This is a genomic window from Nonomuraea longispora (assembly GCF_004348345.1).
In the GTDB taxonomy this organism is placed as follows: domain Bacteria; phylum Actinomycetota; class Actinomycetes; order Streptosporangiales; family Streptosporangiaceae; genus Nonomuraea; species Nonomuraea longispora.
In genome coordinates this window covers 1-23,871 of sequence record NZ_SMJZ01000052.1, presented here as the reverse complement: position 1 = coordinate 23,871, position 23,871 = coordinate 1, and the positions used below count along the sequence as shown (strand labels likewise).

The window sequence follows — 23,871 nt, the reverse complement described above, 5'->3', positions numbered from 1 at the left end:
GGTGGCGTTTTGTCCGACGTGATCGTCGTCGGCGCCGGCGTGGTGGGAGCGGCCTGCGCCTACTACGCCGCACGGGCGGGACTCGACGTGACCGTGATCGACCGTGGACCCGTGGCGGGCGGCACGACCGGCTCGGGCGAGGGCAACGTGCTGGTGTCCGACAAGGAACCAGGACCCGAGCTGGAGCTGGCCGTCCTGTCCAACCGGCTGTGGCGCTCACTGGCGCAGCGGTACGGCGGCGACGGCGGGTTCGAGTTCGAGGCCAAGGGCGGGCTCGTCGTCGCCGAGACCCCCGAGATCCAGGAACGCCTCGCCGGCCTCGCGGCCAAGCAGGACGTCGAGCACACCCTGGTGCCGGCCGGATCGTTGCGCGACTACGAGCCGCACCTCGCCGGCGACCTCGCCGGCGGCGTCCTCTACCCGCAGGACGCCCAGGTGCAGCCCATGCTGGCCGCCGCCGCCCTGCTCAGGCACGCCGCGCGCAGCTACGGCCAGGGAGCGCTGCGACTGCGGCTCGGCACCGCGGTCACCGGGATCACCCGCTCGGGCGGCCGGGCGACGGGGGTTCGCACCTCGAAGGGCGACGTCCGCGGCGGCGCGGTGATCAACGCGGCCGGCACCTGGGGCGGCGAGGTGGCCGCGCTGGCGGGCGTCGACCTGCCGATCCTGCCCCGGCGCGGCTTCATCCTCGTCACAGAGCCCCTGCGCGAGCCGCTGATCAGGCACAAGGTCTACACCGCCGCCTACGTCACCAACGTCGCCAGCGACTCGCCGGAGCTGGAGACGTCCGCCGTCGTCGAGGGCACCCCTGCGGGGACCGTGCTCATCGGTGCCAGCAGGGAACGGGTCGGATTCGACAGGACGACGTCGGTACCGGTGCTCGCGCGGCTCGCCGGGCAGGCGGTCGCGCTGTTCCCCACGCTGCGCGACGTGCGGGCCATCAGGTCCTACTGCGGGTTCCGGCCGTACTGCCCCGACCACCTGCCCGTCATCGGCCCCGACCCGCGCATGCCGGGGCTGTACCACGCGTGCGGGCACGAAGGCGCGGGCATCGGGCTCGCCCCCGCGACCGGGCACCTGCTCGCCCAGCTCATCGCCGGCCACAGACCCGACCTCGACCTCAGCCCTTTCCGGCCCGGCCGCTTCTCCGAGGAGGACCAGTGACGTTCCCCATCACGGTCGACGGCCGATCCGTGCCGGTCGTCCCCGGGCAGACGATCGGCGCTGCCCTGCACGCGGCCGGCGTGCGTTCCTGGCGAAGCACCCGCTTCGGCGGGCGGCCCAGAGGACTGTTCTGCGGGATCGGCGTCTGCTTCGACTGCCTGGTCTCCGTCAACGGGCGGGCGCCCGAACGGGCCTGCCTCCTGGAGGCCGCGCCGGGGGACGAGGTGACCACGTCATGACGTACGACCTGGTGGTGGTGGGCGGCGGGCCCGCGGGGGTCGCGGGGGCGCTCACGGCGGTGCGGGCGGGACTGCGGGTGGCGCTCGTGGACTCCGGCGCGCGGCTGGGCGGCCAGTACTTCCGCCACTGCGCCGTCCCCGGGGCCGTCCCCGGGGCCGTGCCCGGGGCCGTGCCCGGGGCCGTGCCCGGGCTCGGCCGGTTCCTGCGGCAGGCGCGGGCCCTGGGCGAGCGCGCCGACGTGCTGCTGCGGCACCAGGTGTGGAGCGCCGCCCGCGAGCCGGACGCGACCCTGGCCGTCCACGGCGTGACACCCTCTCCGGAGGGCGAACGGCCGGTCGTCCTCCGGACGCGGCGACTGCTGATCGCCACCGGCGCGTACGACCGGCCGCTGCCCTTCCCCGGCTGGGACCTGCCCGGAGTGCTCACCGCCGGCGGCGCTCAGGCCCTGCTCAAGGGCAGCGGCGTCGTGGCGGGCCGGCGGGTCGTCGTCTCCGGCACCGGGCCGTTCCTGCTCCCCGCGGCCTGCGGGCTGGCCGGGGCGGGAGCGCGCGTCCTCGGCGTGTACGAGGCGGGCGGCGCGCTCGGGCTGGCCAGGCGGCCCCTCCTGGCCCTGGACAAGGCGGGCGAAGCAGCACGGTACGCCGTGGACCTGGCACGCCACCGGGTGCCGTACCGCACCCGCCAGGCGGTGGTCGCGGCGCACGGCGAGCGAGAGGTGGAGGCCGTCACCGTCGCCCGGCTCGACAAGGGGTGGAACATCATCGCCACCCGCGTCGTCGAGTGCGACACCGTGGCCGCGGGGTACGGCTTCGTGCCGCAGATCGAGCTGGGCACGCAACTCGGCTGCGGGACCCGGCACGATGTGGACGGCAGCCAGGTGCTCACCGTGGACACCGGCCAGCGCACCACCGTCCCGGGCGTGTGGGCGGCGGGCGAGCCCACCGGAGTCGGCGGGTGGAGGCTGTCCGAACTGGAGGGCCGCGTCGCCGGCCTGGCCGTCGTGGCCGACTCCCGTGCCCTGCACGCCGGCCCCGCCACGGGGACGGCTCCCCGTGAGGGAGCGGCCCGAGCGGTGCCGGGGGTGCTCGTACGGCGACGGGTCCGGTGGCGGAGGTTCGGGGAGGCGCTGCAGCGGGCGTACCCCGTCAAACCAGGCTGGCAGGGGTGGTTGCGCGACGACACGCTCGTGTGCCGGTGCGAGGAGGTGCCGCTGGCCCGCGTACGCGAGGCGCAGGACCTCGGCGCGACCGACGCGCGCTCCATCAAGCTGCTGGCCAGGCCCGGCATGGGCTGGTGCCAGGGCCGCGTCTGCGGATACGCGCTCTCCTGCCTGGCGGGGGAGCCGCCCCAGCCGCCCCGCCGCCCCATCGCCCAGCCGGTCACCCTCGGCGCGCTCAGCGAGAGCGGCGAGGCGAGCGCCGGAGTCACCGTTGACGGGACCGGCGGGGCCCGTGCGGACGATCCACCTTCTCACCCGAACCCCCCGACACGGAGGAACTCGTGATGGAACACCGCGGCAAGCCCTGGCACGGCGTCATGGTGGCCACCGCGCTGCCGATGCGAGGCGAAGGCCTGACCGTCGACTTCGACGCCTACGCCGCCCACTGCCTCCGGCCGGCCGGCCGCGGCTGCGCCGGTGTCGTGGCGAACGGATCGCTCGGCGAGTACCAGACGCTGACCTCGCGGGAGCGGGCGCGGGTGGTCGACACCGCCGTCGAGGCGGTCGGCGGGCGCGACGTGATGGCGGGGGCGGGCGCGTACGGTGCCGCGGAGTCGCGCCGATGGGCCGAGCAGGCCGCTGTCGTGCGGGCGGCGACCGAGATGGCACTGGCGGAAGGGCTGCGATGAGGACAAAGCGCGTATTCCACGCCGTCGACTCCCACACCGAGGGCATGCCCACGCGCGTGATCACCGGAGGCGTGGGCGTGATCCCCGGCGCGAGCATGGCCGAGCGGCGCGTCTACTTCCGTGACCACCTCGACCACATCCGCACGCTGCTGATGACCGAGCCGCGTGGCCACTCGGCGATGAGCGGCGCCATCCTGCAGCCGCCCACGCGGCCGGACGCCGACTGGGGGGTGCTGTTCATCGAGGTGTCGGGGCTGCTGCCGATGTGCGGGCACGGCACCATCGGCGTGGCGACCGTGCTCGTCGAGACCGGCATGGTGGCGGTCACCGAGCCGGTCACCACCGTACGCCTGGAGGTGCCCGCCGGGCTGGTGGCGGTGGACGTGGCCGTCGAGGACGGCATGGCCATGTCGGTGACGCTGCGCAACGTGCCCTCCTACTGCGACCGGCTGGACGCCGCCGTGACCGTGCCGGGGTTCGGGACGATCCCGTACGACCTGGCCTACGGCGGCAACTTCTACGCGATCGTCGACCTCGGCGACTACGGCCTGCCGTTCGACCGCAAGGCAAAGAACGAGATCATCGCGGCCGGCCTGGCCACCATGGAGGCCGTCAACGCCGCCGACGAGCCCGTGCACCGCGAGGACGACCGCATCCGGGGCTGCCACCACGTCTATTTCGCCGCGCCCGGCTCCGACGCCCACCAGTCGCGGCACGCCATGGCCATCCACCCCGGCTGGTTCGACCGCTCGCCGTGCGGCACCGGCACCAGCGCCCGCATGGCGCAACTGCACGCCCGCGGCGAGCTGCCGCTAGGACGGGACTTCGTGAACGAGTCGTTCATCGGCACCAGGTTCGTCGGCCGGCTGCTGGAGGAGACGACCGTGGGCGACGGGCCCGCCGTCGCGCCGTCGATCACCGGCCGCGCCTGGATCACCGGCACCGCCCAGTACTTCCTCGACCCGCGCGACCCCTTCCCCGCGGGATTCGAGCTGTGAGCGGGGTGCCCGCGATCACGACGGTCGACTACCACACGGGCGGCGAGCCGTTCAGGATCGTGACCGGCGGCGTGCCCGAGATCCCCGGCTCCGACGTGCTCGACCGCCGCTCGGCGGCGATGAGGGACCTCGACCACGTGCGGCGGCTGCTGTGCCACGAGCCGCGTGGCCACGCCGACATGTACGGATGCTTCCTGGTCCCTCCTGACGACCCGGGCGCGAGGTTCGGCGCGCTGTTCTGGCACAAGGACGGCTTCTCCACCGCCTGCGGCCACGGCACGATCGCGCTGGGCGTGCACGCGGTGCGCGAGGGCATGGCCGACGCTGTGCCCGACGGCGAGACGGACGTGGTCATCGACGTGCCGTCGGGCCGCGTCACGGCACGGGTGCGCTGCTCGGAGGGCCAGGTGCGGGCCGTGACGTTCGTCAGCGTGCCGTCGTTCGTGCTCGCCCGCCGCGTGCCGGCCGGGGGAACGACGGTGGACGTGTCGTACGGCGGCGCCATCTACGCCTCGGCGCCCGCCGCGGTGGTGGGGCTGGCGGTGGAGCCGCGGCACCTGCCCGAGCTCATCGAGCGCGCCCGGCGCGTCAAGGCGGACCTGGCCGGCCACCCCGCCTCCCGGCATCCCGCCGACGACCGGCTCTCCGGCGTCTACGGAGTGATCTTCTACGACGAGCTGCCCGGCGTGGACGGCGTGGCCCACCAGCGCAACGTCGCGGTGTTCGCCGACGGCGAGGTGGACCGCTCACCCTGCGGGTCGGGCACCGCCGCCCGCCTGGCGCTGCTGCACGAGGACGGGCTGCGCGGCCCGCTGATCCACACCAGCGTCGTCGGCAGCACCTTCCGCGCCCGGGTGGCCGCCGTCGCCGAGGGCGCTGTCGTACCGGAGATCGAAGGCATGGCGTACCGGACCGGGCGGCACTCCTTCACGCTCGATCCCGACGATCCGATGGGAACGGGGTTCACCCTGCGATGAGCACACTGCCGTATCTCGACGCCGCCACGCTGGAGCGGCTGGTGCCGCCCGGACGGGCCGTGGACGTCCTCGAAGACGCGCTCAGGGCCGGGCTCGACCCGGAGACCACACCGCAACGGTCGGTCGTGGACGTGCCCGCCGGGCAGCTCCTGCTGATGCCGGCCGCGGCCGGGCGGTACGCGGGGGTGAAGGCCGCCACCGTCGCGCCGGCCAACCCCGGGCGGGGTCTGCCCCGGATCCAGGGGACGTACCTGCTGCTGGACGGCGAGACGCTGGCCCCGCTCGCGGCCATGGACGGGATCGCGCTCACCTCGCTGCGCACTCCCGCCGTCTCGGCGCTCGCCGTCCGCCACCTGGCCGGGCCGGGGGCGCGGCGGCTGGTGGTGTACGGCAGCGGCCCGCAGGCGTGGGGGCACGTGGCCGCGCTCCGCGAGGTGGCGCCCGTCGCGGAGGTGACGGTCGTCGGGCGTGACCCCGGACGCGCGCGGGCGCTCGCCGGGCACTGCCGCTCGCTCGGGCTGGACGCGCGGTCCCTGACCTCCGCACAGGAGGGCGAGACCCACGAGGCGGTGGCCTGGGCCGACCTCGTGGCGTGCTGCACCACCGCCAGGGAACCCCTGTTCCCCGGTAAGCTCGCCCGCGACGGCGCCACCGTGGTCGCCGTGGGCTCGCACGAGCCCGGCGCACGCGAGCTCGACGGCGATCTGGTCGCGCGTGCCACCGTGGTCGTCGAGGCCAGGGCGGCCGCCATGGAGGAAGCGGGTGACCTGATTGTCCCGATCCGCCAAGGTACGATCACCAGCGGTCATCTCGCCGGCAACCTCGCCGACCTGATCGGCGGGAGAGTGGTCACAGGGCCGGGACCGCGTGTGTTCAAAGGCACGGGCATGGCGTGGGAGGACCTCGTGGTCGCGGCTGCCGCTTACGAGGCGTGGACGTAGGAGGGGGTGGCGGGATGGTCGCCGAGGATCGGCTCGACCTGCCGATGGTGGGGGAGCGGCAGAGCCTGCGCGAGCAGGTCGCCCATGCGCTGCGCGCCGCGCTGATCACCGGCGAGATGCGGCCGGGAGTGGTCTACTCCGCGCCGGTGCTGGCCGCCCAGTTCGGCGTGTCGGCCACGCCCGTCCGCGAGGCCATGCTCGACCTGGCCAAGGAGGGCCTGGTCGAGGCGGTGCGCAACAAGGGCTTCCGGGTGACCGAGCTGTCCGACCGCGATCTCGACGAGCTGACCGAGATCCGCCAGCTCATCGAGGTGCCCACGGTGGCCAGGCTGGCCGACAGCGCGCGGGCCGAGGAGTTCGAGCGGCTGCGGCCCATCGCCGAGGAGATCGTCTCGGCCAGCGAGCGGGGCGACCTGCTGGCCTACATCGACGCCGACCTGCGCTTCCACGTCGAGCTGCTGGCCCTGTGCGGCAACGCGCACCTGGTGTCCGTGGTGCGCGACCTGCGTACCAGGGCCAGGCTCTACGGGTTGTCCCAGCTCTCCGAGCGCGGCACCCTGTCCGACTCGGCCATGGAGCACCTGGCGCTGCTCGACGCGCTCAAGAGCGGCGACGCCGCCGCCGTGCGCCAGATCATGGAGGAGCACATCGGCCACGTACGCGGCATCTGGGCCGAACACTGAGCCCGGCCCGCACGGAGCTGGGCGGTCCGTAATTCGAGCGGTAAGTTCCGATATTTAGGGATCGCGGGCTCCCCGATCGAGGTAACCTCGATGCGGGCCGGCTGAGCGGCGCCTCGCGAGGGCGCCCGGCTGGCCCGTCGTCCCGGTCCATCGGACCACCGGACCACGCCATCCCCGCTGCCGGGCGGTGGCGTCAGCCTGGTCAAGCGGACTCCCGCACTCCGCTGACCTTCACCGGGCTCGGCACACCCGCCCACCGAGGCCGAGCCCCCCGCCGCGCGCCCGAGACCCCATCCCACGGGCGCGCGGCGGCCCGTCCCGCGACGCCGACGTCATTCGCCGCGCTTGTTCGCGCGGCCGGCCCTCCTCGTCGAGCCGAGGCTCGCGGCCACGATGCACAGGATCGCCGCCCACTGCTGCACGTGCAGGAACTCGCTGAGCAGCAGCACGCCGACCAGCGCCGCCGCGGCCGGCTCCAGGCTCATGAGGATGCCGAACACCCGCTTGGGCATGCGCCGCAGCGCCTGCAGCTCCAGCGAGTAGGGGATCACCGACGACAGCAGCCCCACGCCGAGCCCGATCAGCAGCAGCTCCGGCTGGAGCAGGTCTGCCCCGCCGGTCGTGACCCCGACGGGCGCGATCAGCACCACCGACACGAGCATCGCGAACGACAACCCGCTCGTGCCCGGGAAACGTTGCCCGGCCGCCGCCGACAGCAGGATGTATCCGGCCCAGCACGCTCCCGCCAGCATCGCGAAGGCGATGCCCGCCAAGCTCACCGACGCCGACTGCCCCCACGGCGCGAGCAGCACGACGCCTGCGCCGGCCAGGCCCACCCACAGCAGGTCGAGCCTGCGCCGGGAGGCCGCCACCGCCACGCCCAGCGGCCCGAGGAACTCGACGGCCACGGCGACCCCCATCGGCAGCCGCGACAGGGCCTCGTAGAAGCTCAGGTTCATCAGCGCGAGCGTCGCGCCGAAGCCGACGCCCACCGCCCAGTCACGCCGGGTCAGCCCCTTGAGCCGCGGCCTGACGAACAGGCCCAGGATGAGCGCCCCCGCCGTGATGCGCAGGAACACCACCGCGCTCGGCGGCAATGCCGCGAACAGCTCCTTGGCGAACCCGGCGCCGAGCTGCACGGAGAAGATCCCCAGCAGGACGAGGCTCGACGGCGGGATCGAGTCGGCGGCCGCGCGCAGCACGCCGCCCGGCCCGGACAGGGTGGGGCGGCGGTCGAACGGGTCGTCGAGGGCGAAGGACACGAGACTCCTCGGCTGTGAGAAGGGCAACCCCTGAGAGGGCAGGTGACCGGAATCTTGAGCTGGATGTCCCGCTCTGGGCCGTGCTGACGTGCCAGGTTCGGGTGGAGTCTCCAGTCAATGTCCAGCTCAACATGGTAGCCATCGCTCGGGAGCCCATGGCATGGGGCCGCCGCGGAACCCCGCACCGTGCGAACGACACGCACTCGCGTGTCACATCGTGGTGCTCGTGCCCTGCTCATACCCCGCCTGCGCGGGCACCGCGTGCGCCCGTGCACCGGGTGGCGGGTCCGCGGCGCCGGAACGGCGGCGAAGCAACGGCACCACGATGGCCGCCGCCACCCCCGCCGCGCCGACGACGGCCGCGGCCACGAGCGCGGTCAGCAGGTCCGCGCGCAAGGAGTTTCCGAACGCGTCGTAGACCGACGCCGCCAGTGTGCCGGTCGCCTCGCCGGCGGCGAGCGCGCTGGAGCCGAGCAGGCGATCCCTGCCCATGCCCAGCGCCACCATCGCGCCACCCATGCCGATCGCGACCGCGAAGCCGGCCGACGCCAGCGTCAGGAACCGCCGCCGTGCGACCAGGACGGCGAGCGCCAGCGCGCCGAGCGCGGCCACCGGCAGGACGCCTGCCAGCGTGTGCAGCAGCCGGGCGGACTCCCTGACCTGAGCGATCTGGGGCGAGTCGGCCAGCGTGAGCTTGGTGTCGGCCTCGCTCGGCGTCCGTGGCAGGTTGATGCCGAGGGCCTTGAGCCGCTCGCGGACGTAGCCGATCAGGTCGCCGGTGTCGACCACGATCGTGCTGCCTGTGCCGTCCACGACGAGATCGCGTGCCGCGAGGTTCGCGTCCAGCCATATCTGCCGCGCCTGCGGAGTGGCGAGGATGGTGGCCATCTGGGTGTGGACACGGTCCTTCCAACGGCGCGGAACCGCGTAGCCCTTCGCGTCGGCCGCGTCGAACGCGGTGTTCGCCAGCAAGCGTTGCAGCTCCCGGTCCTGGAGAAGCGGAGCCACCGTGGTCGCGTACGCGTCCGTCTGTAGCTGGCCGTCGGCCCACCGCACGGGTACGGCGGCGACCGCCACCAGGCAACCGACCAGAACTGACAAGACTGCGACAAATCCCCTGACGAACCGCATCAGGATACCGTGCCAGCCCTTTACGGTAGTTGTCCAACTACGCTCGGCGGCCCTCGCCGGTGAAACGGCTCGGGGCGGCCGCGCTGACCCTCCCGACATGTCCCCACTTAGAGTGGTGCTCGATCCTTTTAGTTAGGCAAACGAACTATGGACATATGAAAGCCCCTGACCTCCCCGTGAGCACCGAGCGGCCGCCGCCCGCCCTGTCCGTGTCGTCGTTCGTCAGCAGCTTCGACCGCTTCGCCGTCACCCCCATGCTCGTGCTGATCGCAAGGGACCTGGAGGTGTCCCTGGCGGCGTCCGTCACCGCCGCCAGCGGCTACTACCTGGCCTACGGGCTGTCCCAGCCGCTGTGGGGACTGCTGTCGGACCGGTTCGGCCGGGTGCGGGTGATGCGTGGAGCGCTGCTCGGCGCGGCGCTGGCGGGCCTGGTCTCCGCCCTCATGCCCGTGCTCGGGGCGCTGGTGGCGGCCAGGATCGTCGCCGGCGCCTGCTTCGGCGCGGTGATCCCCACCGGCCTGACGTACGTGGGCGACACGGTCAGGGCGTCGGTGCGGCAGCGCGCGCTCACGGACCTGATGGCCGCCGCCTCGCTCGGCACCGCCCTGGCCACCGGCGTCGGCGGAGTGATCGCCGGTCTGCTGCACTGGCGGGTGGCCTTCCTGGCGCCCGCCGCGTGCGCGCTGGCCTGTGCGGTCGCGCTGCGCTCGCTGCCCGAGCCGCCCCGCGCCGCCGGCGCCGCGCGGGGCGTGGGCCGCTACCTGGGGGCGGTGCTCGGGCACGGATGGGCGCTGCTGGTGTTCGGGCTGGCGTTCGTCGAGGGCGCGATCCTGCTCGGCGTCATGCCCTTCCTGGCCACCGCGCTGGAGCACGCCGGGTTCGCCGCGGCCGTGGCAGGGCTCGCCATCACCGCGTACGGACTGGGCCTGTGGGCGCTGTCCAAGGTCGTCAAGCGGTTGGTGGGCCGCTGGTCCCCGCCTGTGCTGATGACGGTGGGCGGCGCACAGTTGTGCGCCGGGTTCGCGATCGTGACCGTGCACGTGAGCCTGCCGACCGTGGCCGTGACGGCGCTGCTGCTCGGCGGCGGCTGGTCGTTCCTGCACTCGTCGCTGCAGACGTGGGCCACCTCGGTCGTGCCGGAGGCCAGGGGGACGACGATCGCGTTCTTCGCCTCGGCCCTGTTCGTAGGCAGCGCGGTGGCGTCCTGGGCGGGCGGGCCGCTGGCCGACCACGGGAGGTACGCGCTGCTGTTCGGCCTGGCGGCGGGCGCGGCCGTACCGCTGACCGTGGTGGCAGCCCTAGCGCGGCGCCGCTACGGAGCCCTCAGCGCCGAGACGCCCCAGCCGCGACCCGAATGAACCCCGGCAGGCCGGTCATGCCCGGCTCGGGCTGCGGTCATTCCCAGCGGAAGGTGCGTGAGACCAGCCCCAGCGACAGCACCGCCCACGCCGCCAGCACGGTCAGCGGGACGAGCGGCAGCGCCGCGCCCTGGGCGAGCACCGAGCGCAGGCCGCCGGTCAGCGCCGAGATCGGCAGGATCTCCAGCACCGGCCGCATGCCCTCGGGGAACTTCGACAGGGGGAAGACCACCCCGCCCGCGCCCAGCAGCACCAGGTAGACGAGGTTGGCGGCGGCCAGCGTCGCCTCGGCGCGCAGCGTGCCCGCCATGAGCAGCCCCAGGCCGCTGAAGGCGGCCGTGCCGACGACGATGAGCAGCGCCGCGCTCAGGAACGAACCTTGCGGCCGCCATCCCAGCGCAAGCCCCACGGCCACGATCACGACGGCCTGGACGGCCTCCACGGCCACGACGGCGGCCGTCTTGGCGAGCATGAGACCGGCTCTGGACAGCGGCGTCGCGCCCAGCCGCTTCAGCACGCCGTAGCGGCGTTCGAACCCCGTCGCGATGGCCTGGCCGGTGAACGCCGTGGACATGACCGCCAGCGCCAGCACGCCGGGCGACAGGAAGTCGACCCGGCTGGCGCCCACGTCGATCAGCGGCATCATCGAGAACCCCACCAGCAGCAGCACGGGAAGCACCAGGGTGAGGGCCAGCTGCTCGCCGTTGCGCAGGGTCGCGCGGACCTCGGCGCACGCCTGCGCGAACACCATGCGCGGGAACGGCGCCGCGCCGGGCGCGGGGGTGAGGTCGAGCGTGGTCATCGCGCCTCCAGCGGGTGACGGCACAGCGGTCATCGCAGCTCCCTGCCGGTCAGCTCAAGGAACACGTCTTCGAGAGTGCGGCGCTCGATGCGCAGGTCGTCGGCGGTCACGCCCTCGGAGGCGCACCAGGCCGTCACCGTGCCCAGCAGCTCGGGCCCGACCAGGCCCTCGATGATGTAGTGCCCGGCGGGCGACTCCTTGGCCGCGCTGCCCGCGGGCAGCGCGTTGAGCAACTCGTCGAGCGCCAGCCCCGGCCGCGCCCTGAACCGCAGCTGGCGTTCGGCGCCGGTGAGCGAGGCGGGACTGCCCTCGGCCACCACCCGCCCCCTGTCGATGATCGCCACGTGGTCGGCCAGCCGCTCGGCCTCGTCCATGTGGTGGGTCGTCAGCACGACGGACACGCCCGCGCCGCGCAGCTCGCCGACCAGCTCCCAGCAGGCGTGCCTGGCCTGCGGGTCGAGCCCGGCCGTCGGCTCGTCGAGGAAGACCAGCTCCGGCCGCCCGACGACGGCCGCGGCCAGCGACAGGCGCTGCTGCTGCCCGCCCGACAACCGCCGGTAGGGCGTGCGTACGTGCTCCGTCAGCCCCAGCCGGGCGAGCAGCGCGCCGGCGTCGAGCGGGCGGGCGTAGAAACGCGAGACGAGACGCAGCCACTCGGCGCAGCGCATCGCCGGCGGCACGCCGCCCGCCTGAAGCATGACCCCCACCCGCGAGCGCAGCTCGGGCAGCGCGGGCGTCAGGCCGAGCACCCTGACTGTGCCCGCGTCGGCCTCGCGGAACCCCTCGCAGATCTCCACCGTGGACGTCTTGCCCGCGCCGTTGGGACCGAGGACCGCGGTGACCGCCCCGCGTTCGGCGCGGAGCGTGAGGCCGTCGACGGCGGTGGTGCCGCCGTAACGTTTGACCAGGTCGATGATCTCGACGGCTGGGGAGTCCATGCCATGAGTTTAGGGACTGCGGTGGGCGGTCCCTGCCGCAGGTGAGTACGGCCCGACCGGTGTTCCTCGTCCGGGTCATGAAATCCCCAAGAAATATCTGATAACCGGGAATTCGGAGGAGCTGTTCCTGGTTTGATCCTTCGGCCCTCGTGGGGCCGCCGGTCTGCGAGGGAAGGGGCGCACATGTCCGTGGCAGAAGCCACGTCCGCCGTCGTCGTTCATGAGCGGAGGAGCCGCCGCGGCCTGCTGCTGGTGATCCTCGGGGCGCTGTCGGCGATCGGGCCGCTCTCCATCGACATGTACCTGCCCGCGCTGCCCGCCATCACCTCCCAGATGCTCAGCGTCCCCGCGCAGGTGCAGCTCACCCTCACCGCCTGCCTCATCGGCGTGTCCGTCGGCCAGGTGATCGCCGGGCCGGTCAGCGACGTACGCGGCAGGAGGGTGCCGCTGATAGTGGGCGTGACCGGGTTCATGCTGACCTCGCTGCTGTGCGCGTTCGCGCCGTCGGTGCCCATGCTGATCGCGTTCCGGCTGCTGCAGGGCATGCTGGGCGGCGCGGCGCTGGTCATCGTGCGGGCCGTCGTGCGCGACCTGTACGACGGCGCCGCCATCGCCCGCATCTTCGCCACCCTCATGCTGGTCAGCGGCCTGGCTCCCATCCTGGCGCCGATAGCGGGCGCCCAGGTGCTGGCGTTCACCTCGTGGCGGGGCGTGTTCGTGGTGCTCAGCCTCATCGGCGCGGTGCTGCTGGTGGCCGTGCTGGCGGGCGTGCGCGAGACGCTGCCCGCGGCCGAGCGGGAGAGCGGCGGGCTCGGGCACACCGTGCGCACGTTCTGGCGGCTGCTGCGCGACCGCCCGTTCATGGGGTCCGCCCTGACGGCCGGGCTGGCGTTCGGGGCGATGTTCAGCTACATCTCGGGCTCGCCGTTCGTCCTCCAGGAGGTGTACGACGCCACGCCCCAGCAGTACTCCCTCATCTTCGGGCTCAACGCGATCGCCCTCACCATCACGGCCCAGCTCGGCGGCCGGCTGGCGGGGCGGGTGCTCCCGGCCCGGCTGGTGCTCGTCGGGCTGGCCATCGGACTGACGGGGGCCGTGCTGCTGCTGGCGGCCGCGCTCGCCGGGTTCGGCCTGTGGTACATCGTGGCCGGGTTGTTCGTCATCATGCTCGGCCAGGGCCTGGTGCTGCCGGGCACCGGCGCGCTGGCGCTGGCCTCGCAGCCCTCGCAGGTGGCGGGCAGCGCGTCGGCGCTGCTCGGCGTGCTGCAGTTCGCGCTCGGCGCGGTCGCGGCCCCGCTGGTCGGGCTGGTGGGATCGGGCAGTGCGGTGCCGATGGCCTGTGTCATGCTGGGGCTCATCTCCGGCTCGGCCGTGATCTTCGCAGCCCTGGTCCGCCCGCAAGTTAGGTAAGCCTACCCTGCGTGAGAAATTGCATTCCCTCGGTTCCCCGATCCGTTTGTGAAGCGGGAAGGAATTACGGCACACTGATGTTGTGAAAAACATGCACCTGAGTGAGCCCGGCACCGAGCGCGGCACGCGCGCCCGTGTCGCCAGGCTGATTCTGGAGCATGGTCCCGTCACGGCCGGGGCGCTCGGGGAGCGGCTCGGGCTCACGCCCGCCGCCGTCCGCCGCCACCTCGACGCGCTGCTGGCCGACGGGCTGATCGAGCCTCGCATGGCGCGCCCGCGCGGACAGCGCGGTCGCGGGCGGCCGGCCAAGCTGTTCGCCATCACCGACGCGGGGCGCAGTGCTTTCGAGCACGCCTATGACGACCTGGCCGGGAGCGCGCTGCGTTTCCTGGCCGAGCGCATGGGCGACGAAGCGGTGGCCGACTTCGCCCGCTCGCAGGTCTCGAGCCTGCTGAAGCGGCTGGAGCCGGTCATGCGGACGGTGCCGGCGGACCAGCGCGTGCAGGTGCTGGCGCAGGCGCTGTCGGTGGAGGGGTACGCCGCCTCGGCCAGCAAGGCCAAGTCGGGCGGCGACCAGCTCTGCCAGCATCACTGCCCGGTGGCACACGCGGCGGCGGAGTTCCCGCAGCTGTGTGAGGCCGAGACGGAGGCGTTCGCGCAACTGCTCGGCGTCCCGGTGCAGCGCCTGGCCACGATCGCCCACGGCGACGGGGTCTGCACGACACATGTGAGCCCGCAGACGCTGGGCCAATCCGCACATAGAGACAAGAGCAAGGAGACCGGAAGGTGACTGTCACCGACCGCCCGGAGCTGGAAGGCCTCGGGAATTACAAGTTCGGCTGGGCCGACCCGGATGCCGCGGGTGCGGCGGCCAAGCGCGGCCTGTCCGAGGAGGTCGTCCGCAACATCTCCGCGCTCAAGAACGAGCCGGAGTGGATGCTCGACCTTCGCCTGAAGGGCCTCCGCCTGTTCGGCAAGAAGCCGCTGCCGACCTGGGGCTCCGACCTCACGGACATCGATTTCGACAACATCAAATACTTCGTGCGCTCGACCGAGAAGCAGGCCACGTCCTGGGACGAGCTGCCCACCGACATCAAGAACACCTACGACAAGCTCGGCATCCCCGAGGCGGAGAAGCAGCGCCTCATCGCCGGCGTCGCCGCCCAGTACGAATCCGAGGTCGTCTACCACAAGATCCGTGAGGACCTCGAGGAGAAGGGCGTCGTCTTCGTCGACACCGACACGGGCCTGAAGGAGCACGAGGAGCTCTTCAAGGAGTACTTCGGCTCGGTCATCCCGGTGGGCGACAACAAGTTCGCCGCGCTCAACACCTCCGTGTGGTCCGGTGGCTCGTTCATCTACGTGCCGCCGAACGTCGAGGTCGAGATCCCGCTGCAGGCCTACTTCCGGATCAACACCGAGAACATGGGCCAGTTCGAGCGGACCCTGATCATCGTCGACGAGAACAGCTACGTGCACTACGTCGAGGGCTGCACCGCGCCGATCTACTCCTCCGACTCGCTGCACAGCGCGGTCGTCGAGATCATCGTGAAGAAGAACGCGCGCTGCCGCTACACGACCATCCAGAACTGGTCCAACAACGTCTACAACCTGGTGACCAAGCGCGCCGTGGCCTACGAGGGCGCGACCATGGAGTGGGTCGACGGCAACATCGGCTCCAAGGTGACGATGAAATACCCGGCCGTCTACCTCATGGGCGAGCACGCCAAGGGTGAGACGCTGAGCGTCGCGTTCGCCGGCGAGGGCCAGCACCAGGACGCCGGCTCCAAGATGGTGCACCTGGCGCCCCACACCAGCTCCAGCGTCATCTCCAAGTCGGTGGCGCGCGGTGGCGGCCGCACCTCCTACCGCGGTCTCGTGCAGATCGAGGAGGGCGCCCACGGCAGCGCCAGCACCGTCAAGTGCGACGCCCTGCTCGTCGACCAGATCAGCCGCTCCGACACCTACCCCTACGTCGACGTCCGCGAGGACGACGTCTCGATGGGGCACGAGGCCACGGTCTCCAAGGTGAGCGAGGACCAGCTCTTCTACCTCATGAGCCGCGGGCTCGACGAGGACGAGGCGATGGCCATGATCGTGCGTGGCTTCGTCGAGCCGATCGCGCGCGAGCTGCCCATGGAATACGCCCTCGAGCTCAACCGGCTGATCGAGCTGCAGATGGAAGGAGCCGTCGGCTGATGGGCCTGAACGAGAAGCCCCTGTCGACCCTGCACGAGAAGGCGTCCTACGACCTGGCCGACTTCGCCGTCCCGACAGGGCGCGAGGAGGCGTGGCGGTTCACGCCGCTCTCGCGCCTGAAGGGGCTGCACAACGGCAAGGCCGAGGTCACCGGCCAGGCGCTCACCCAGGTCACCACGCCGGCCGGGGTCACCGCGGAGTGGGTGGGGCGTGGCGACCCCCGCATCGGCCAGGCTTACGTGCCGGCCGACCGGGTCAGCGCGCAGGCCTACTCCGCCTTCGAGAAGGCGCTGGTCGTGACCGTGCCCAAGGAGGCCACGCCGGACGAGCCGATCCGCGTCGAGGTGCGCGGCGGCGGCCTCGACGGCGCCACCTACGGTCACGTCGTGGTCAAAGTCGGGCCGCTCGCCGAGGCCGTGGTGATCATCGAGCACCAGGGGAGCGCGGTCTACGCCGACAACGTCGAGTTCGTCGTCGGCGACGGCGCCACGCTCAAGGTCGTCAGCCTGCAGGACTGGGAGGACGACGCGGTCCACGTCTCGCACCACCACGCCCAGCTGGCCAAGGACGCGACCTTCCGCAGCTTCGTGGCGACGCTCGGCGGCGACCTCGTACGCCTGGCGCCCAGCGTGTCCTACACCGCTCCCGGCGGCGACGCCGACCTGTCGGGCCTCTACTTCGTCGACGCCGGCCAGCACCTGGAGCACCGCCTGCTCGTCGACCACTCGCAGCCCAACTGCAAGAGCAACGTCGACTACCGCGGCGCGCTGCAGGGCGAGAGGGCGCACGCCGTCTGGATCGGCGACGTGATCATCAGGGTCGAGGCCGAGGGCACCGACACCTACGAGCTCAACCGCAACCTCATCCTCACCGACGGGGCGCGCGCCGACTCGGTGCCCAACCTGGAGATCCTCACCGGCGAGGTCGCGGGAGCGGGGCACGCCTCCGCCTCCGGACGCCTCGACGACGAGCACATCTTCTACCTCCAGGCTCGCGGCATCCCCTACGACCAGGCCCGCCGCCTGGTCATCAAGGGCTTCCTCGGCCAGCTCATCGAGAAGATCCAGGTCGATGAGATCCGCGAGCGCGTGCTCGGCGCGGTGGAGGCGGAGCTGGCCCGATGACCGCATTCGAGAAGGTGTGCGCGCTCGACGACATCCCCGACGGCGGGGTGCTCGGCGTCGAGGTGGGGGAGACGCCGGTCGCGCTCGTACGCAAGGGCGGGGAGGTCTTCGCCCTGCACGACGTCTGCTCCCACGCCGAGGTCAAGCTCAGCGAGGGCGAGGTCTACGACGGCACGCTGGAGTGCTGGCTGCACGGCTCGTGCTTCGACGTCCGTACGGGCAAGCCCACGGGGCCGCCAGCGACCCGGCCCGTGAACGTATACACAGTCAAGATCGACGGCGATGACGTCCTCGTCTCGCTCTCGAAGGAGTCATAAAGACATGTCCACCCTAGAGATTCGTGACCTCAAGGTCGCCGTCGAGGACAAGGAAATCCTGCGCGGCGTCAACCTGACCGTGAAGTCCGGCCAGACCCACGCCATCATGGGCCCCAACGGCTCGGGCAAGTCGACGCTCGCCTACGCGATCGCCGGCCACCCGAAATACACCATCACCGGCGGTGAGGTGCTGCTCGACGGCGTCGACCTGCTGGAGCTGTCGGTCGACGAGCGGGCCCGCGCGGGACTGTTCCTGGCCATGCAGTACCCCGTCGAGGTCCCAGGCGTGTCGGTCTCCAACTTCCTGCGCTCGGCCGTCACCGCCATCCAGGGCGAGGCGCCCAAGCTGCGCCAGTTCGCCAAGGACCTGAAGAGCGGCATGGACTCGCTGGCCATCGACGCGGCCTTCGCCCAGCGCAACCTCAACGAGGGTTTCTCCGGCGGCGAGAAGAAGCGCCACGAGATCCTCCAGCTCGAGCTGCTCAAGCCGAAGATCGCGGTGCTCGACGAGACCGACTCCGGTCTCGACGTCGACGCGCTGCGCGTGGTGTCGGAGGGCATCAACCGCTTCCGCGCCACCGGCGAGACCGGCGTGCTGCTGATCACCCACTACACGCGCATCCTGCGGTACGTGAAGCCCGACTTCGTGCACGTCTTCGCGGGCGGCAGGATCGTCGAGGAGGGCGGCGCCGAGCTGGCCGACAAGCTCGAGTCGGAGGGCTACGAGCAGTACACGAAGGCGTCTGCATGACATACGACGGCTTGGACGTGGAGAAGATCAGGAAGGACTTCCCGGTCTTCTCCCGCGAGCTGCCCGACGGGCGACCGCTCGTCTACCTCGACTCGGGCAACTCCTCGCAGAAGCCCAACCAGGTCATCGACACCATGCGCGAGCACCTGGCATTCCACTACAGCAACGTCGGCCGGGCCATGCACCTGCTGGGCGCAGAGTCCACCGACGCCTACGAAGGCGCCCGTGACAAGGTCGCGGGCTTCATCAGGGCGCCCTCGCGCGACGAGGTGGTCTTCACCAAGAACGCCTCCGAGGCGCTCAACCTGGTCGCCTACTCCTTCGGCAACCCGGCCGTCACCGATCCCCGCTTCACGCTCGGCCCGGGCGACGAGATCGTCATCTCCGAGATGGAACACCACTCCAACATCGTGCCGTGGCAGCTGCTCGTGCAGCGCACCGGCGCGACCCTGAAGTGGTTCGGGGTCACCGGCGACGGGCGGCTCGACTACGACCCGGGCGTCATCACCGAGCGGACGAAGATCGTCTCGATCGCTCACCAGTCCAACGTGCTCGGCACCGTCAACCCGGTCGCCGAGGTGGCCGCGCGGGCCCACGAGATGGGCGCGCTCGTCCTGCTCGACGCCTCCCAGTCCGTGCCGCACCACCCGGTGGACGTGTCCCGGCTCGGCGCCGACCTCGTGGCCTTCACCGGCCACAAGATGGTCGGCCCCTCGGGCATCGGCGTGTTGTGGGGCAGGGCCGAGGTGCTCGACGCGATGCCCCCGTTCCTGGGCGGCGGCGAGATGATCGAGGCGGTCTGGATGGACCGCTCGACGTACGCTCCCGTGCCGCACAAGTTCGAGGCGGGCACGCCCCCGATCGTCGAGGCCGTCGGGCTCGGCGCGGCCGTCGACTACCTCACCGGCGTCGGCATGGAGTCCATCGAGGCCCACGAGCGCACGCTGACGGCCCACGCGCTCGATGCCCTGCGCGAGGTGCCCGGCCTCCGTCTCATCGGTCCTGACACCATCGAGGAGCGCGGCGGCACGTTGTCGTTCACGCTGGAGGGCATACATCCGCACGACGTGGGGCAGATCCTCGACGACCACTTCGGCGTCGCCGTACGCGTGGGGCACCACTGCGCGCGCCCCCTGCATCTGCGCTTCGGAATACCGGCGACCACGCGAGCGTCGTTCTACCTGTACAACACCACGGGCGAGATCGACGCCCTGGTGCGCGGCCTCCATCACGTTCAGAAGGTGTTCGCATAGCCATGATCGGCGAGTCGATGTACCAGGAGCTGATCCTGGAACACTACAAGCACCCGCAGGGGCGGGGGCTGCGCGAGCCGTACGACGCCGAGGTTCACCACGTGAACCCGACGTGCGGCGACGAGATCACGCTCAGGGTCAAGGTGGGCGACGCCGGCAAGATCCTGGACGTCTCCTACGACGGGCAGGGCTGTTCCATCAGTCAGGCGGCCGCGTCCGTGCTGCACGAGCTGGCCACCGGCTCCACGGTCGAGGAGACGCTCTCCGTGGTCGACGAGTTCACCCGGCTCATGCAGGGCAGGGGCAAGGTGGAGGCCGACGAGGAGGTGCTCGGCGACGCGGTCGCGTTCGCGGGCGTCGCCAAGTTCCCGGCGCGCGTCAAATGCGCGTTGCTTTCCTGGATGGCCTACAAGGACGCTGTAGTGAGGAGCGCTGCCACGTGAGTGAGCGGAACGAAGGCACGATGCGACCCGGTGGTTCGCTCACGACCGCGAAGGAGGTGTCATGAGCAAGCCAGTGGAGACCCCGACCGGCTTCGAGGGTGACACGAACGTTGACGAGGTCATGGAGGCGCTCAAGGACGTCGTCGACCCCGAGCTCGGCATCAACGTGGTCGATCTGGGCCTGGTCTACGGGCTCAATCTCGACCCGTCCGACGACGGGCAGGTGGTGGCGACCATCGACATGACGCTGACCAGCGCGGCCTGTCCCCTGACCGACGTCATCGAGGACCAGGCCCACTCCGCGCTGGACGGCATGGTCTCCGATGTCAAGATCAACTGGGTCTGGCTGCCGCCGTGGGGGCCGGACAAGATCACTGATGAAGGCCGTGAGCAACTGCGTATGCTAGGCTTTAACGTCTGATCTTTTCTGCTGTTGCGGCTGGCGTAAAGCGTCGGCCGTTTCAGTGTGTGTGCCAGGCGGGTTTTGGAAGGTCCGGGCCCATCCGGGGGAATATCCGATAACATCCCGGCGTTGGCACCAAACGCACCTGACGTCTCATTGCGCGTCTCGCGCCGCCTGCGGCCGGTGCCCCGGTGTGTCTCCCTCATTCTCGACCCGCCCCGACGGCGGGTGCCCCTGAACGTGTACGGCCAGCGCCGTACGTCCCGGCTCGTCCTTTCGCAGAAGTGACGCGCCACTTCGACGGAAAGGCACGAATTTCGTGACCATGCTTGACGCTGTCATGCCCGAGCTCGGCGAGACCACTCCCGAGCCTGGCCCCTCCGAGTTCGAGCTGCTCGGCCTGCCGAAGCCGCTCGTGAACGGGCTGGCCAAGCTGGGCTTCGACAGCCCGTTCGCCATCCAGAGCGCGACGATCCCCGACGTGCTCGCCGGCCACGACGTGCTCGGCCGCGGCCAGACCGGCTCCGGCAAGACGCTCGCCTTCGGCCTTCCCACCATGGCCCGCATCGCGGGTGTGCGCCCCGCCCCCGGCAGACCCAAGGCCATGATCCTCGTGCCGACCCGGGAGCTGGCCCTCCAGGTGCACGACGCCCTCGAACCTCTCGGTCGCGGCCTCGGGCTGCGCATGAAGGTCATCGTCGGCGGCATGTCGATGGGCAAGCAGATCGAGGCGCTGCGGCGCGGCGTCGACGTGGTCATCGCCACGCCGGGCCGCCTGGGCGACCTGATCAGGCAGGGTGAGTGCTCCCTGTCGGAGATCGAGGTCAGTGTCCTCGACGAGGCCGACCACATGTGCGACCTCGGCTTCTTCCCCGTCGTCACCGAGCTGCTGGGGCAGACGCCGGCCGACGGGCAGCGGCTGCTGTTCTCCGCCACGCTCGACGGCGACGTCGACAAGCTGGTGCGGCGTTTCCTGAAGAACCCGATCACCCACTCCGTGGCCCCCGCGACCTCCCCGGTCGACACCATGGAGCACCACGTGATGCAGGTCACGCGCGACGACAAGTTCGACGTCACGGCCGCGATCGCCAACCGCGAGGGCCGTACGATCATCTTCGTCCGCACCCAGCACGGCGTCGACCGGCTGTGCAAGCAGCTGGCCCGGGTCGGTGTCAAGGCGGGCGGCCTGCACGGCGGCAAGCGCCAGAACCAGCGCACCCGCATCCTCGCCGAGTTCCGCGAGGGCTCCATCGGCGTGCTCGTCTGCACCGACGTCGCGGCGCGGGGCATCCACGTCGACAACATCAGCCTGGTGCTGCACGTGGACCCGCCGCAGGACCACAAGAGCTACCTGCACAGGGGCGGCCGTACGGCCCGCGCCGGCGAGAAGGGCACCGTGGTCACGCTGGTGCTGCCCAACGAGCGGCGCTCGACCGACGCGCTCACCCGGCGCGCCGGCATCCACCCGTTCCGCCTGAAGGTCACCGCGGGGCACCCCAGACTCGCCGAGGTGACGGGGGCCCGCACACCGAGCGGCGAGCCCGTCCCCGTCTGGGAGCCCGACGTGCGCAAGCCGCTGCGGCCCCGCCGTGACGGCGGCCACAACGGCTCCGAGCGGCGCGGCCGCCGCCCGCGCCGGGACTTCGACGGCGACCGGCGCCCGCGCCGCCACGACCAGGGCGGTGAGCGGCCGTTCCCGTCGGGTGGCGACCGCGGCCCGCGCCGGGAGTTCGACGGCGACCGGCGTCCGCGCCGCCATGACCAGGGCGGTGAGCGGCCCTTCAGCCGCGAGCCCCGTGACGGCAGGCCGCGCGGCGGCTACCGCTCCGACGACCGTCCCCCCGTCCGCCAGGACGACCGCGGCCAGCGGGGCGGGTTCCGCTCCGACGACCGCGCTGCCGCGGGCCCGCGCTACGCCTCCGACCGCGGCCGCCCGTTCTCGGCCGACCGCGAGCGCGGCTACCGCTCCGACGACCGCGCTGCCACGGGCCCGCGCGACGGCTACCGCTCCGGCGGCGGCCGTCCCGACGAGCGTGGGCCGCGTGACGGCTTCCGCTCGGGGGAGCGCGGCAAGGGCGGCTACCGCCGCAATTCCGGCCGCTACGAGCGCTGACGCCCGTTCGCCATCGCCGCTGCCCGCCGCACCTGCCCAGGTGCGGCGGGCAGCGCCGTTCCGTACGGGATCAGCCCTTCGGCCGCTGAGCGCGATGCCGCGGGTGAAGGAGCGTTGTGCTCGCGCGTCCCGCGTGGCGGACACCGGGCAGCGCCAGTGCCTGGCGCAGACTAGGCTTGACAGGCACGTCAGCCAATCGACGAGAGAGACCATGAAGACCTTCGAAGAGCTGTTCGCCGAGCTGTCAGAGAAGGCCATGACCCGGCCGGCGGGCTCGGGCACCGTGGCCGCGCTCGACGCCGGCGTCCATGCCATCGGCAAGAAGGTCGTCGAGGAGGCCGCCGAGAGCTGGATGGCCGCCGAGCACGAGTCGGACGACAGAGCCGCCGAGGAGATCTCCCAACTGCTCTACCACGTGCAGGTGCTCATGATCGCCAAGGGCATCGGGCTCGACCAGGTCTACAAGCATCTCTAGGGCGCGACGCGCCCGTCACCGGCAAGCCCTGGAGAAGCGACAGAGACGACAAGGACCTGACATGCTGCGTCTGGCAGTACCGAACAAAGGCGCCCTCAGCGAGGCCGCCCAGAGCATGCTCAAAGAGGCCGGCTACCGGCCGCGCAGGGACAGCAAAGAGCTCGTGGTGGTCGACGAGGCCAGCGGCTGCGAGCTGTTCTTCCTGCGGCCCCGCGACATCGCCATCTACGTCGGCGAGGGCACTCTCGACGCCGGCATCACCGGCCGCGACATGCTGATCGACTCGGGCGCCCCGGCCGAGGAGATCATGCCGCTCGGTTTCGGCGGCTCCACCTTCCGGCTGGCCGCCATGGCGGGCACGATGTCGTCGGTCAAAGACCTCGACGGCCGGCGCATCGCCACCTCCTACGCGGGGCTGCTCGACAAATACCTCTCAGACCAGGGCGTCGACGCCCGCGTGATCAAACTCGACGGCGCCGTCGAGACCGCGATCCGCCTGGGCGTGGCCGACGCCATCGCCGACGTCGTGGAGACCGGCACGACGCTGCGCAACGTCGGCCTCGAGGTGTTCGGCGAGCCGATCATGCGCTCGGAGGCCGTGCTGATCAAACAGCAGAGCGCGCCGCGGACGCAGGGCCGCGACCAGCTCGTACGCCGCCTCCAGGGCGTCGTGCACGCCCGCGACTTCGTCATGATGGACTACGACATCCGCGCCGAGCGCATAGAGGAGGCCATCGCCCTCACGCCCGGCATGGAGGGGCCGACGGTCTCCCCGCTGCACCGCGAGGGGTGGGTGGCCGTGCGGGCGATGGTCCGGCGCCAAGGCCACCAGCAGGTGATGGACCAGCTCTGGGACATCGGCGCCCGGGCGATCCTGGTCACCGACATCTACGCCTGCCGCCTCTGACATCTTCCGCGGGCGCCCCCGGGCACGACACGCCCCGGGGCGCCCGCGCGCTCTGCGAAGAGCCTGTCCCTGGGGGAAGGCCGGTACGCAGCCGGAAGCTTCCGTGCTGGCGGGGGGCCGGGTCGCGCGGGCGG

The 23,871-nt window shown here is 71.8% G+C and carries 25 protein-coding genes; 21 read left to right on the top strand and 4 right to left on the bottom strand.

Annotated elements, in window-relative coordinates; translation table 11 throughout:
* The first annotated feature begins 18 nt into the window (after positions 1-18).
* The 8 genes from E1267_RS15985 to E1267_RS15950 are packed head-to-tail and all read left to right on the top strand — an operon-like array spanning position 19 to position 6,851.
* Entirely contained in the window at positions 19-1,164 is a 1,146-nt protein-coding gene (locus E1267_RS15985; RefSeq protein ID WP_246063926.1) for an NAD(P)/FAD-dependent oxidoreductase, read from the top strand.
* Complete coding sequence (locus E1267_RS15980; RefSeq protein ID WP_132333257.1) at positions 1,161-1,403, top strand: (2Fe-2S)-binding protein; 243 nt, start codon at positions 1,161-1,163, stop codon at positions 1,401-1,403. Before E1267_RS15985 ends, E1267_RS15980 begins: the two co-directional genes overlap by 4 nt.
* Complete coding sequence (locus tag E1267_RS15975) at positions 1,400-2,908, top strand: FAD/NAD(P)-dependent oxidoreductase (protein WP_132333255.1); 1,509 nt, start codon at positions 1,400-1,402, stop codon at positions 2,906-2,908. The genes E1267_RS15980 and E1267_RS15975 overlap by 4 nt, the downstream gene beginning before the upstream one ends.
* The gene (locus E1267_RS15970) at positions 2,908-3,252 is read left to right on the top strand and encodes a dihydrodipicolinate synthase family protein (protein WP_132333305.1); all 345 of its coding nucleotides are present in this window, start codon (positions 2,908-2,910) and stop codon (positions 3,250-3,252) included. The genes E1267_RS15975 and E1267_RS15970 overlap by 1 nt, the downstream gene beginning before the upstream one ends.
* Positions 3,249-4,250, top strand: a complete 1,002-nt coding sequence (locus E1267_RS15965; RefSeq protein WP_132333253.1) for a proline racemase family protein — start codon at positions 3,249-3,251, stop codon at positions 4,248-4,250. Before E1267_RS15970 ends, E1267_RS15965 begins: the two co-directional genes overlap by 4 nt.
* Complete coding sequence (locus E1267_RS15960) at positions 4,247-5,227, top strand: proline racemase family protein (protein WP_246063924.1); 981 nt, start codon at positions 4,247-4,249, stop codon at positions 5,225-5,227. The genes E1267_RS15965 and E1267_RS15960 overlap by 4 nt, the downstream gene beginning before the upstream one ends.
* Positions 5,224-6,168 carry an ornithine cyclodeaminase family protein gene (locus tag E1267_RS15955; RefSeq protein ID WP_132333251.1) on the top strand — a complete coding sequence of 315 codons (945 nt, stop codon included), beginning with the start codon at positions 5,224-5,226 and terminating at the stop codon, positions 6,166-6,168. Before E1267_RS15960 ends, E1267_RS15955 begins: the two co-directional genes overlap by 4 nt.
* Before the next feature lie 14 nt (positions 6,169-6,182).
* The gene (locus tag E1267_RS15950; protein WP_132333249.1) at positions 6,183-6,851 is read left to right on the top strand and encodes a GntR family transcriptional regulator; all 669 of its coding nucleotides are present in this window, start codon (positions 6,183-6,185) and stop codon (positions 6,849-6,851) included.
* A gap of 332 nt (positions 6,852-7,183) precedes the next feature.
* On the opposite strand, the gene E1267_RS15945 is transcribed toward E1267_RS15950, so the two are convergent.
* Positions 7,184-8,113 (bottom strand): EamA family transporter, encoded by a 930-nt coding sequence (locus E1267_RS15945; protein WP_181957806.1) that lies wholly within the window; start codon positions 8,111-8,113, stop codon positions 7,184-7,186.
* 210 nt (positions 8,114-8,323) lie between these two features.
* Entirely contained in the window at positions 8,324-9,214 is an 891-nt protein-coding gene (locus E1267_RS15940) for a hypothetical protein (RefSeq protein WP_132333247.1), read from the bottom strand.
* A 185-nt stretch (positions 9,215-9,399) separates the two neighbouring features.
* Between E1267_RS15940 and E1267_RS15935 the strand changes: the two genes are divergently transcribed.
* A complete protein-coding gene (locus E1267_RS15935) occupies positions 9,400-10,602 on the top strand; it encodes an MFS transporter (protein WP_132333245.1) in 1,203 nt (400 codons plus the stop codon).
* A gap of 37 nt (positions 10,603-10,639) precedes the next feature.
* Here E1267_RS15935 and E1267_RS15930 read toward each other — a convergent pair whose 3' ends face one another.
* On the bottom strand, positions 10,640-11,437 hold the full coding sequence (locus tag E1267_RS15930; protein WP_165959636.1) for an ABC transporter permease: 798 nt from the start codon (positions 11,435-11,437) through the stop codon (positions 10,640-10,642).
* Positions 11,434-12,342 (bottom strand): ABC transporter ATP-binding protein, encoded by a 909-nt coding sequence (locus tag E1267_RS15925; protein WP_132333243.1) that lies wholly within the window; start codon positions 12,340-12,342, stop codon positions 11,434-11,436. Before E1267_RS15925 ends, E1267_RS15930 begins: the two co-directional genes overlap by 4 nt.
* A gap of 183 nt (positions 12,343-12,525) precedes the next feature.
* On the opposite strand from E1267_RS15925, the gene E1267_RS15920 reads away from it, so the two are divergent.
* The 12 genes from E1267_RS15920 to hisG all read left to right on the top strand — a co-directional run bounded on the left by E1267_RS15920 (position 12,526) and on the right by hisG (position 23,737).
* Complete coding sequence (locus E1267_RS15920; protein WP_132333241.1) at positions 12,526-13,752, top strand: multidrug effflux MFS transporter; 1,227 nt, start codon at positions 12,526-12,528, stop codon at positions 13,750-13,752.
* Positions 13,753-13,843: 91 nt separating this feature from the next.
* Positions 13,844-14,542 (top strand): helix-turn-helix transcriptional regulator, encoded by a 699-nt coding sequence (locus E1267_RS15915; protein WP_132333297.1) that lies wholly within the window; start codon positions 13,844-13,846, stop codon positions 14,540-14,542.
* A complete protein-coding gene (gene sufB, locus E1267_RS15910; protein WP_132333240.1) occupies positions 14,539-15,951 on the top strand; it encodes a Fe-S cluster assembly protein SufB in 1,413 nt (470 codons plus the stop codon). The genes E1267_RS15915 and sufB overlap by 4 nt, the downstream gene beginning before the upstream one ends.
* Positions 15,951-17,075: a Fe-S cluster assembly protein SufD gene (sufD, locus tag E1267_RS15905; protein WP_132333238.1), complete on the top strand. Its 1,125-nt coding sequence runs from the start codon at positions 15,951-15,953 to the stop codon at positions 17,073-17,075. Before sufB ends, sufD begins: the two co-directional genes overlap by 1 nt.
* Positions 17,072-17,392 (top strand): non-heme iron oxygenase ferredoxin subunit, encoded by a 321-nt coding sequence (locus tag E1267_RS15900; RefSeq protein WP_132333236.1) that lies wholly within the window; start codon positions 17,072-17,074, stop codon positions 17,390-17,392. The genes sufD and E1267_RS15900 overlap by 4 nt, the downstream gene beginning before the upstream one ends.
* A gap of 4 nt (positions 17,393-17,396) precedes the next feature.
* On the top strand, positions 17,397-18,143 hold the full coding sequence (gene sufC / locus E1267_RS15895) for a Fe-S cluster assembly ATPase SufC (RefSeq protein WP_132333235.1): 747 nt from the start codon (positions 17,397-17,399) through the stop codon (positions 18,141-18,143).
* Positions 18,140-19,396, top strand: coding sequence for a cysteine desulfurase (locus E1267_RS15890; RefSeq protein WP_132333234.1), 1,257 nt, complete (start codon positions 18,140-18,142; stop codon positions 19,394-19,396). The genes sufC and E1267_RS15890 overlap by 4 nt, the downstream gene beginning before the upstream one ends.
* A 2-nt stretch (positions 19,397-19,398) precedes the next feature.
* Entirely contained in the window at positions 19,399-19,839 is a 441-nt protein-coding gene (gene sufU, locus E1267_RS15885) for a Fe-S cluster assembly sulfur transfer protein SufU (RefSeq protein WP_132333233.1), read from the top strand.
* 61 nt (positions 19,840-19,900) lie between these two features.
* On the top strand, positions 19,901-20,260 hold the full coding sequence (locus E1267_RS15880) for a metal-sulfur cluster assembly factor (protein WP_132333232.1): 360 nt from the start codon (positions 19,901-19,903) through the stop codon (positions 20,258-20,260).
* 307 nt (positions 20,261-20,567) lie between these two features.
* Positions 20,568-22,355: a DEAD/DEAH box helicase gene (locus E1267_RS15875; RefSeq protein ID WP_132333231.1), complete on the top strand. Its 1,788-nt coding sequence runs from the start codon at positions 20,568-20,570 to the stop codon at positions 22,353-22,355.
* A 211-nt stretch (positions 22,356-22,566) separates the two neighbouring features.
* Positions 22,567-22,830 carry a phosphoribosyl-ATP diphosphatase gene (locus E1267_RS15870; protein WP_132333230.1) on the top strand — a complete coding sequence of 88 codons (264 nt, stop codon included), beginning with the start codon at positions 22,567-22,569 and terminating at the stop codon, positions 22,828-22,830.
* A gap of 61 nt (positions 22,831-22,891) precedes the next feature.
* Positions 22,892-23,737: an ATP phosphoribosyltransferase gene (hisG, locus tag E1267_RS15865; RefSeq protein ID WP_132333229.1), complete on the top strand. Its 846-nt coding sequence runs from the start codon at positions 22,892-22,894 to the stop codon at positions 23,735-23,737.
* Positions 23,738-23,871 lie beyond the last annotated feature (134 nt).

Coding starts and splice junctions, on each gene's coding strand:
- E1267_RS15920 (WP_132333241.1), top strand. CDS start 12,526: ATGTCCGTGGCAGAAGCCACGTCCGCCGTCGTCGTTCATGAGCGGAGG.
- E1267_RS15930 (WP_165959636.1), bottom strand. CDS start 11,437: ATGACCGCTGTGCCGTCACCCGCTGGAGGCGCGATGACCACGCTCGAC.
- E1267_RS15970 (WP_132333305.1), top strand. CDS start 2,908: ATGGAACACCGCGGCAAGCCCTGGCACGGCGTCATGGTGGCCACCGCG.
- E1267_RS15900 (WP_132333236.1), top strand. CDS start 17,072: ATGACCGCATTCGAGAAGGTGTGCGCGCTCGACGACATCCCCGACGGC.
- E1267_RS15935 (WP_132333245.1), top strand. CDS start 9,400: ATGAAAGCCCCTGACCTCCCCGTGAGCACCGAGCGGCCGCCGCCCGCC.
- E1267_RS15950 (WP_132333249.1), top strand. CDS start 6,183: ATGGTCGCCGAGGATCGGCTCGACCTGCCGATGGTGGGGGAGCGGCAG.
- sufU (WP_132333233.1), top strand. CDS start 19,399: ATGATCGGCGAGTCGATGTACCAGGAGCTGATCCTGGAACACTACAAG.
- E1267_RS15965 (WP_132333253.1), top strand. CDS start 3,249: ATGAGGACAAAGCGCGTATTCCACGCCGTCGACTCCCACACCGAGGGC.
- E1267_RS15915 (WP_132333297.1), top strand. CDS start 13,844: ATGCACCTGAGTGAGCCCGGCACCGAGCGCGGCACGCGCGCCCGTGTC.
- hisG (WP_132333229.1), top strand. CDS start 22,892: ATGCTGCGTCTGGCAGTACCGAACAAAGGCGCCCTCAGCGAGGCCGCC.
- E1267_RS15880 (WP_132333232.1), top strand. CDS start 19,901: ATGAGCAAGCCAGTGGAGACCCCGACCGGCTTCGAGGGTGACACGAAC.
- E1267_RS15975 (WP_132333255.1), top strand. CDS start 1,400: ATGACGTACGACCTGGTGGTGGTGGGCGGCGGGCCCGCGGGGGTCGCG.
- E1267_RS15875 (WP_132333231.1), top strand. CDS start 20,568: ATGCTTGACGCTGTCATGCCCGAGCTCGGCGAGACCACTCCCGAGCCT.
- E1267_RS15925 (WP_132333243.1), bottom strand. CDS start 12,342: ATGGACTCCCCAGCCGTCGAGATCATCGACCTGGTCAAACGTTACGGC.
- E1267_RS15870 (WP_132333230.1), top strand. CDS start 22,567: ATGAAGACCTTCGAAGAGCTGTTCGCCGAGCTGTCAGAGAAGGCCATG.
- sufD (WP_132333238.1), top strand. CDS start 15,951: ATGGGCCTGAACGAGAAGCCCCTGTCGACCCTGCACGAGAAGGCGTCC.
- E1267_RS15955 (WP_132333251.1), top strand. CDS start 5,224: ATGAGCACACTGCCGTATCTCGACGCCGCCACGCTGGAGCGGCTGGTG.
- E1267_RS15890 (WP_132333234.1), top strand. CDS start 18,140: ATGACATACGACGGCTTGGACGTGGAGAAGATCAGGAAGGACTTCCCG.
- sufC (WP_132333235.1), top strand. CDS start 17,397: ATGTCCACCCTAGAGATTCGTGACCTCAAGGTCGCCGTCGAGGACAAG.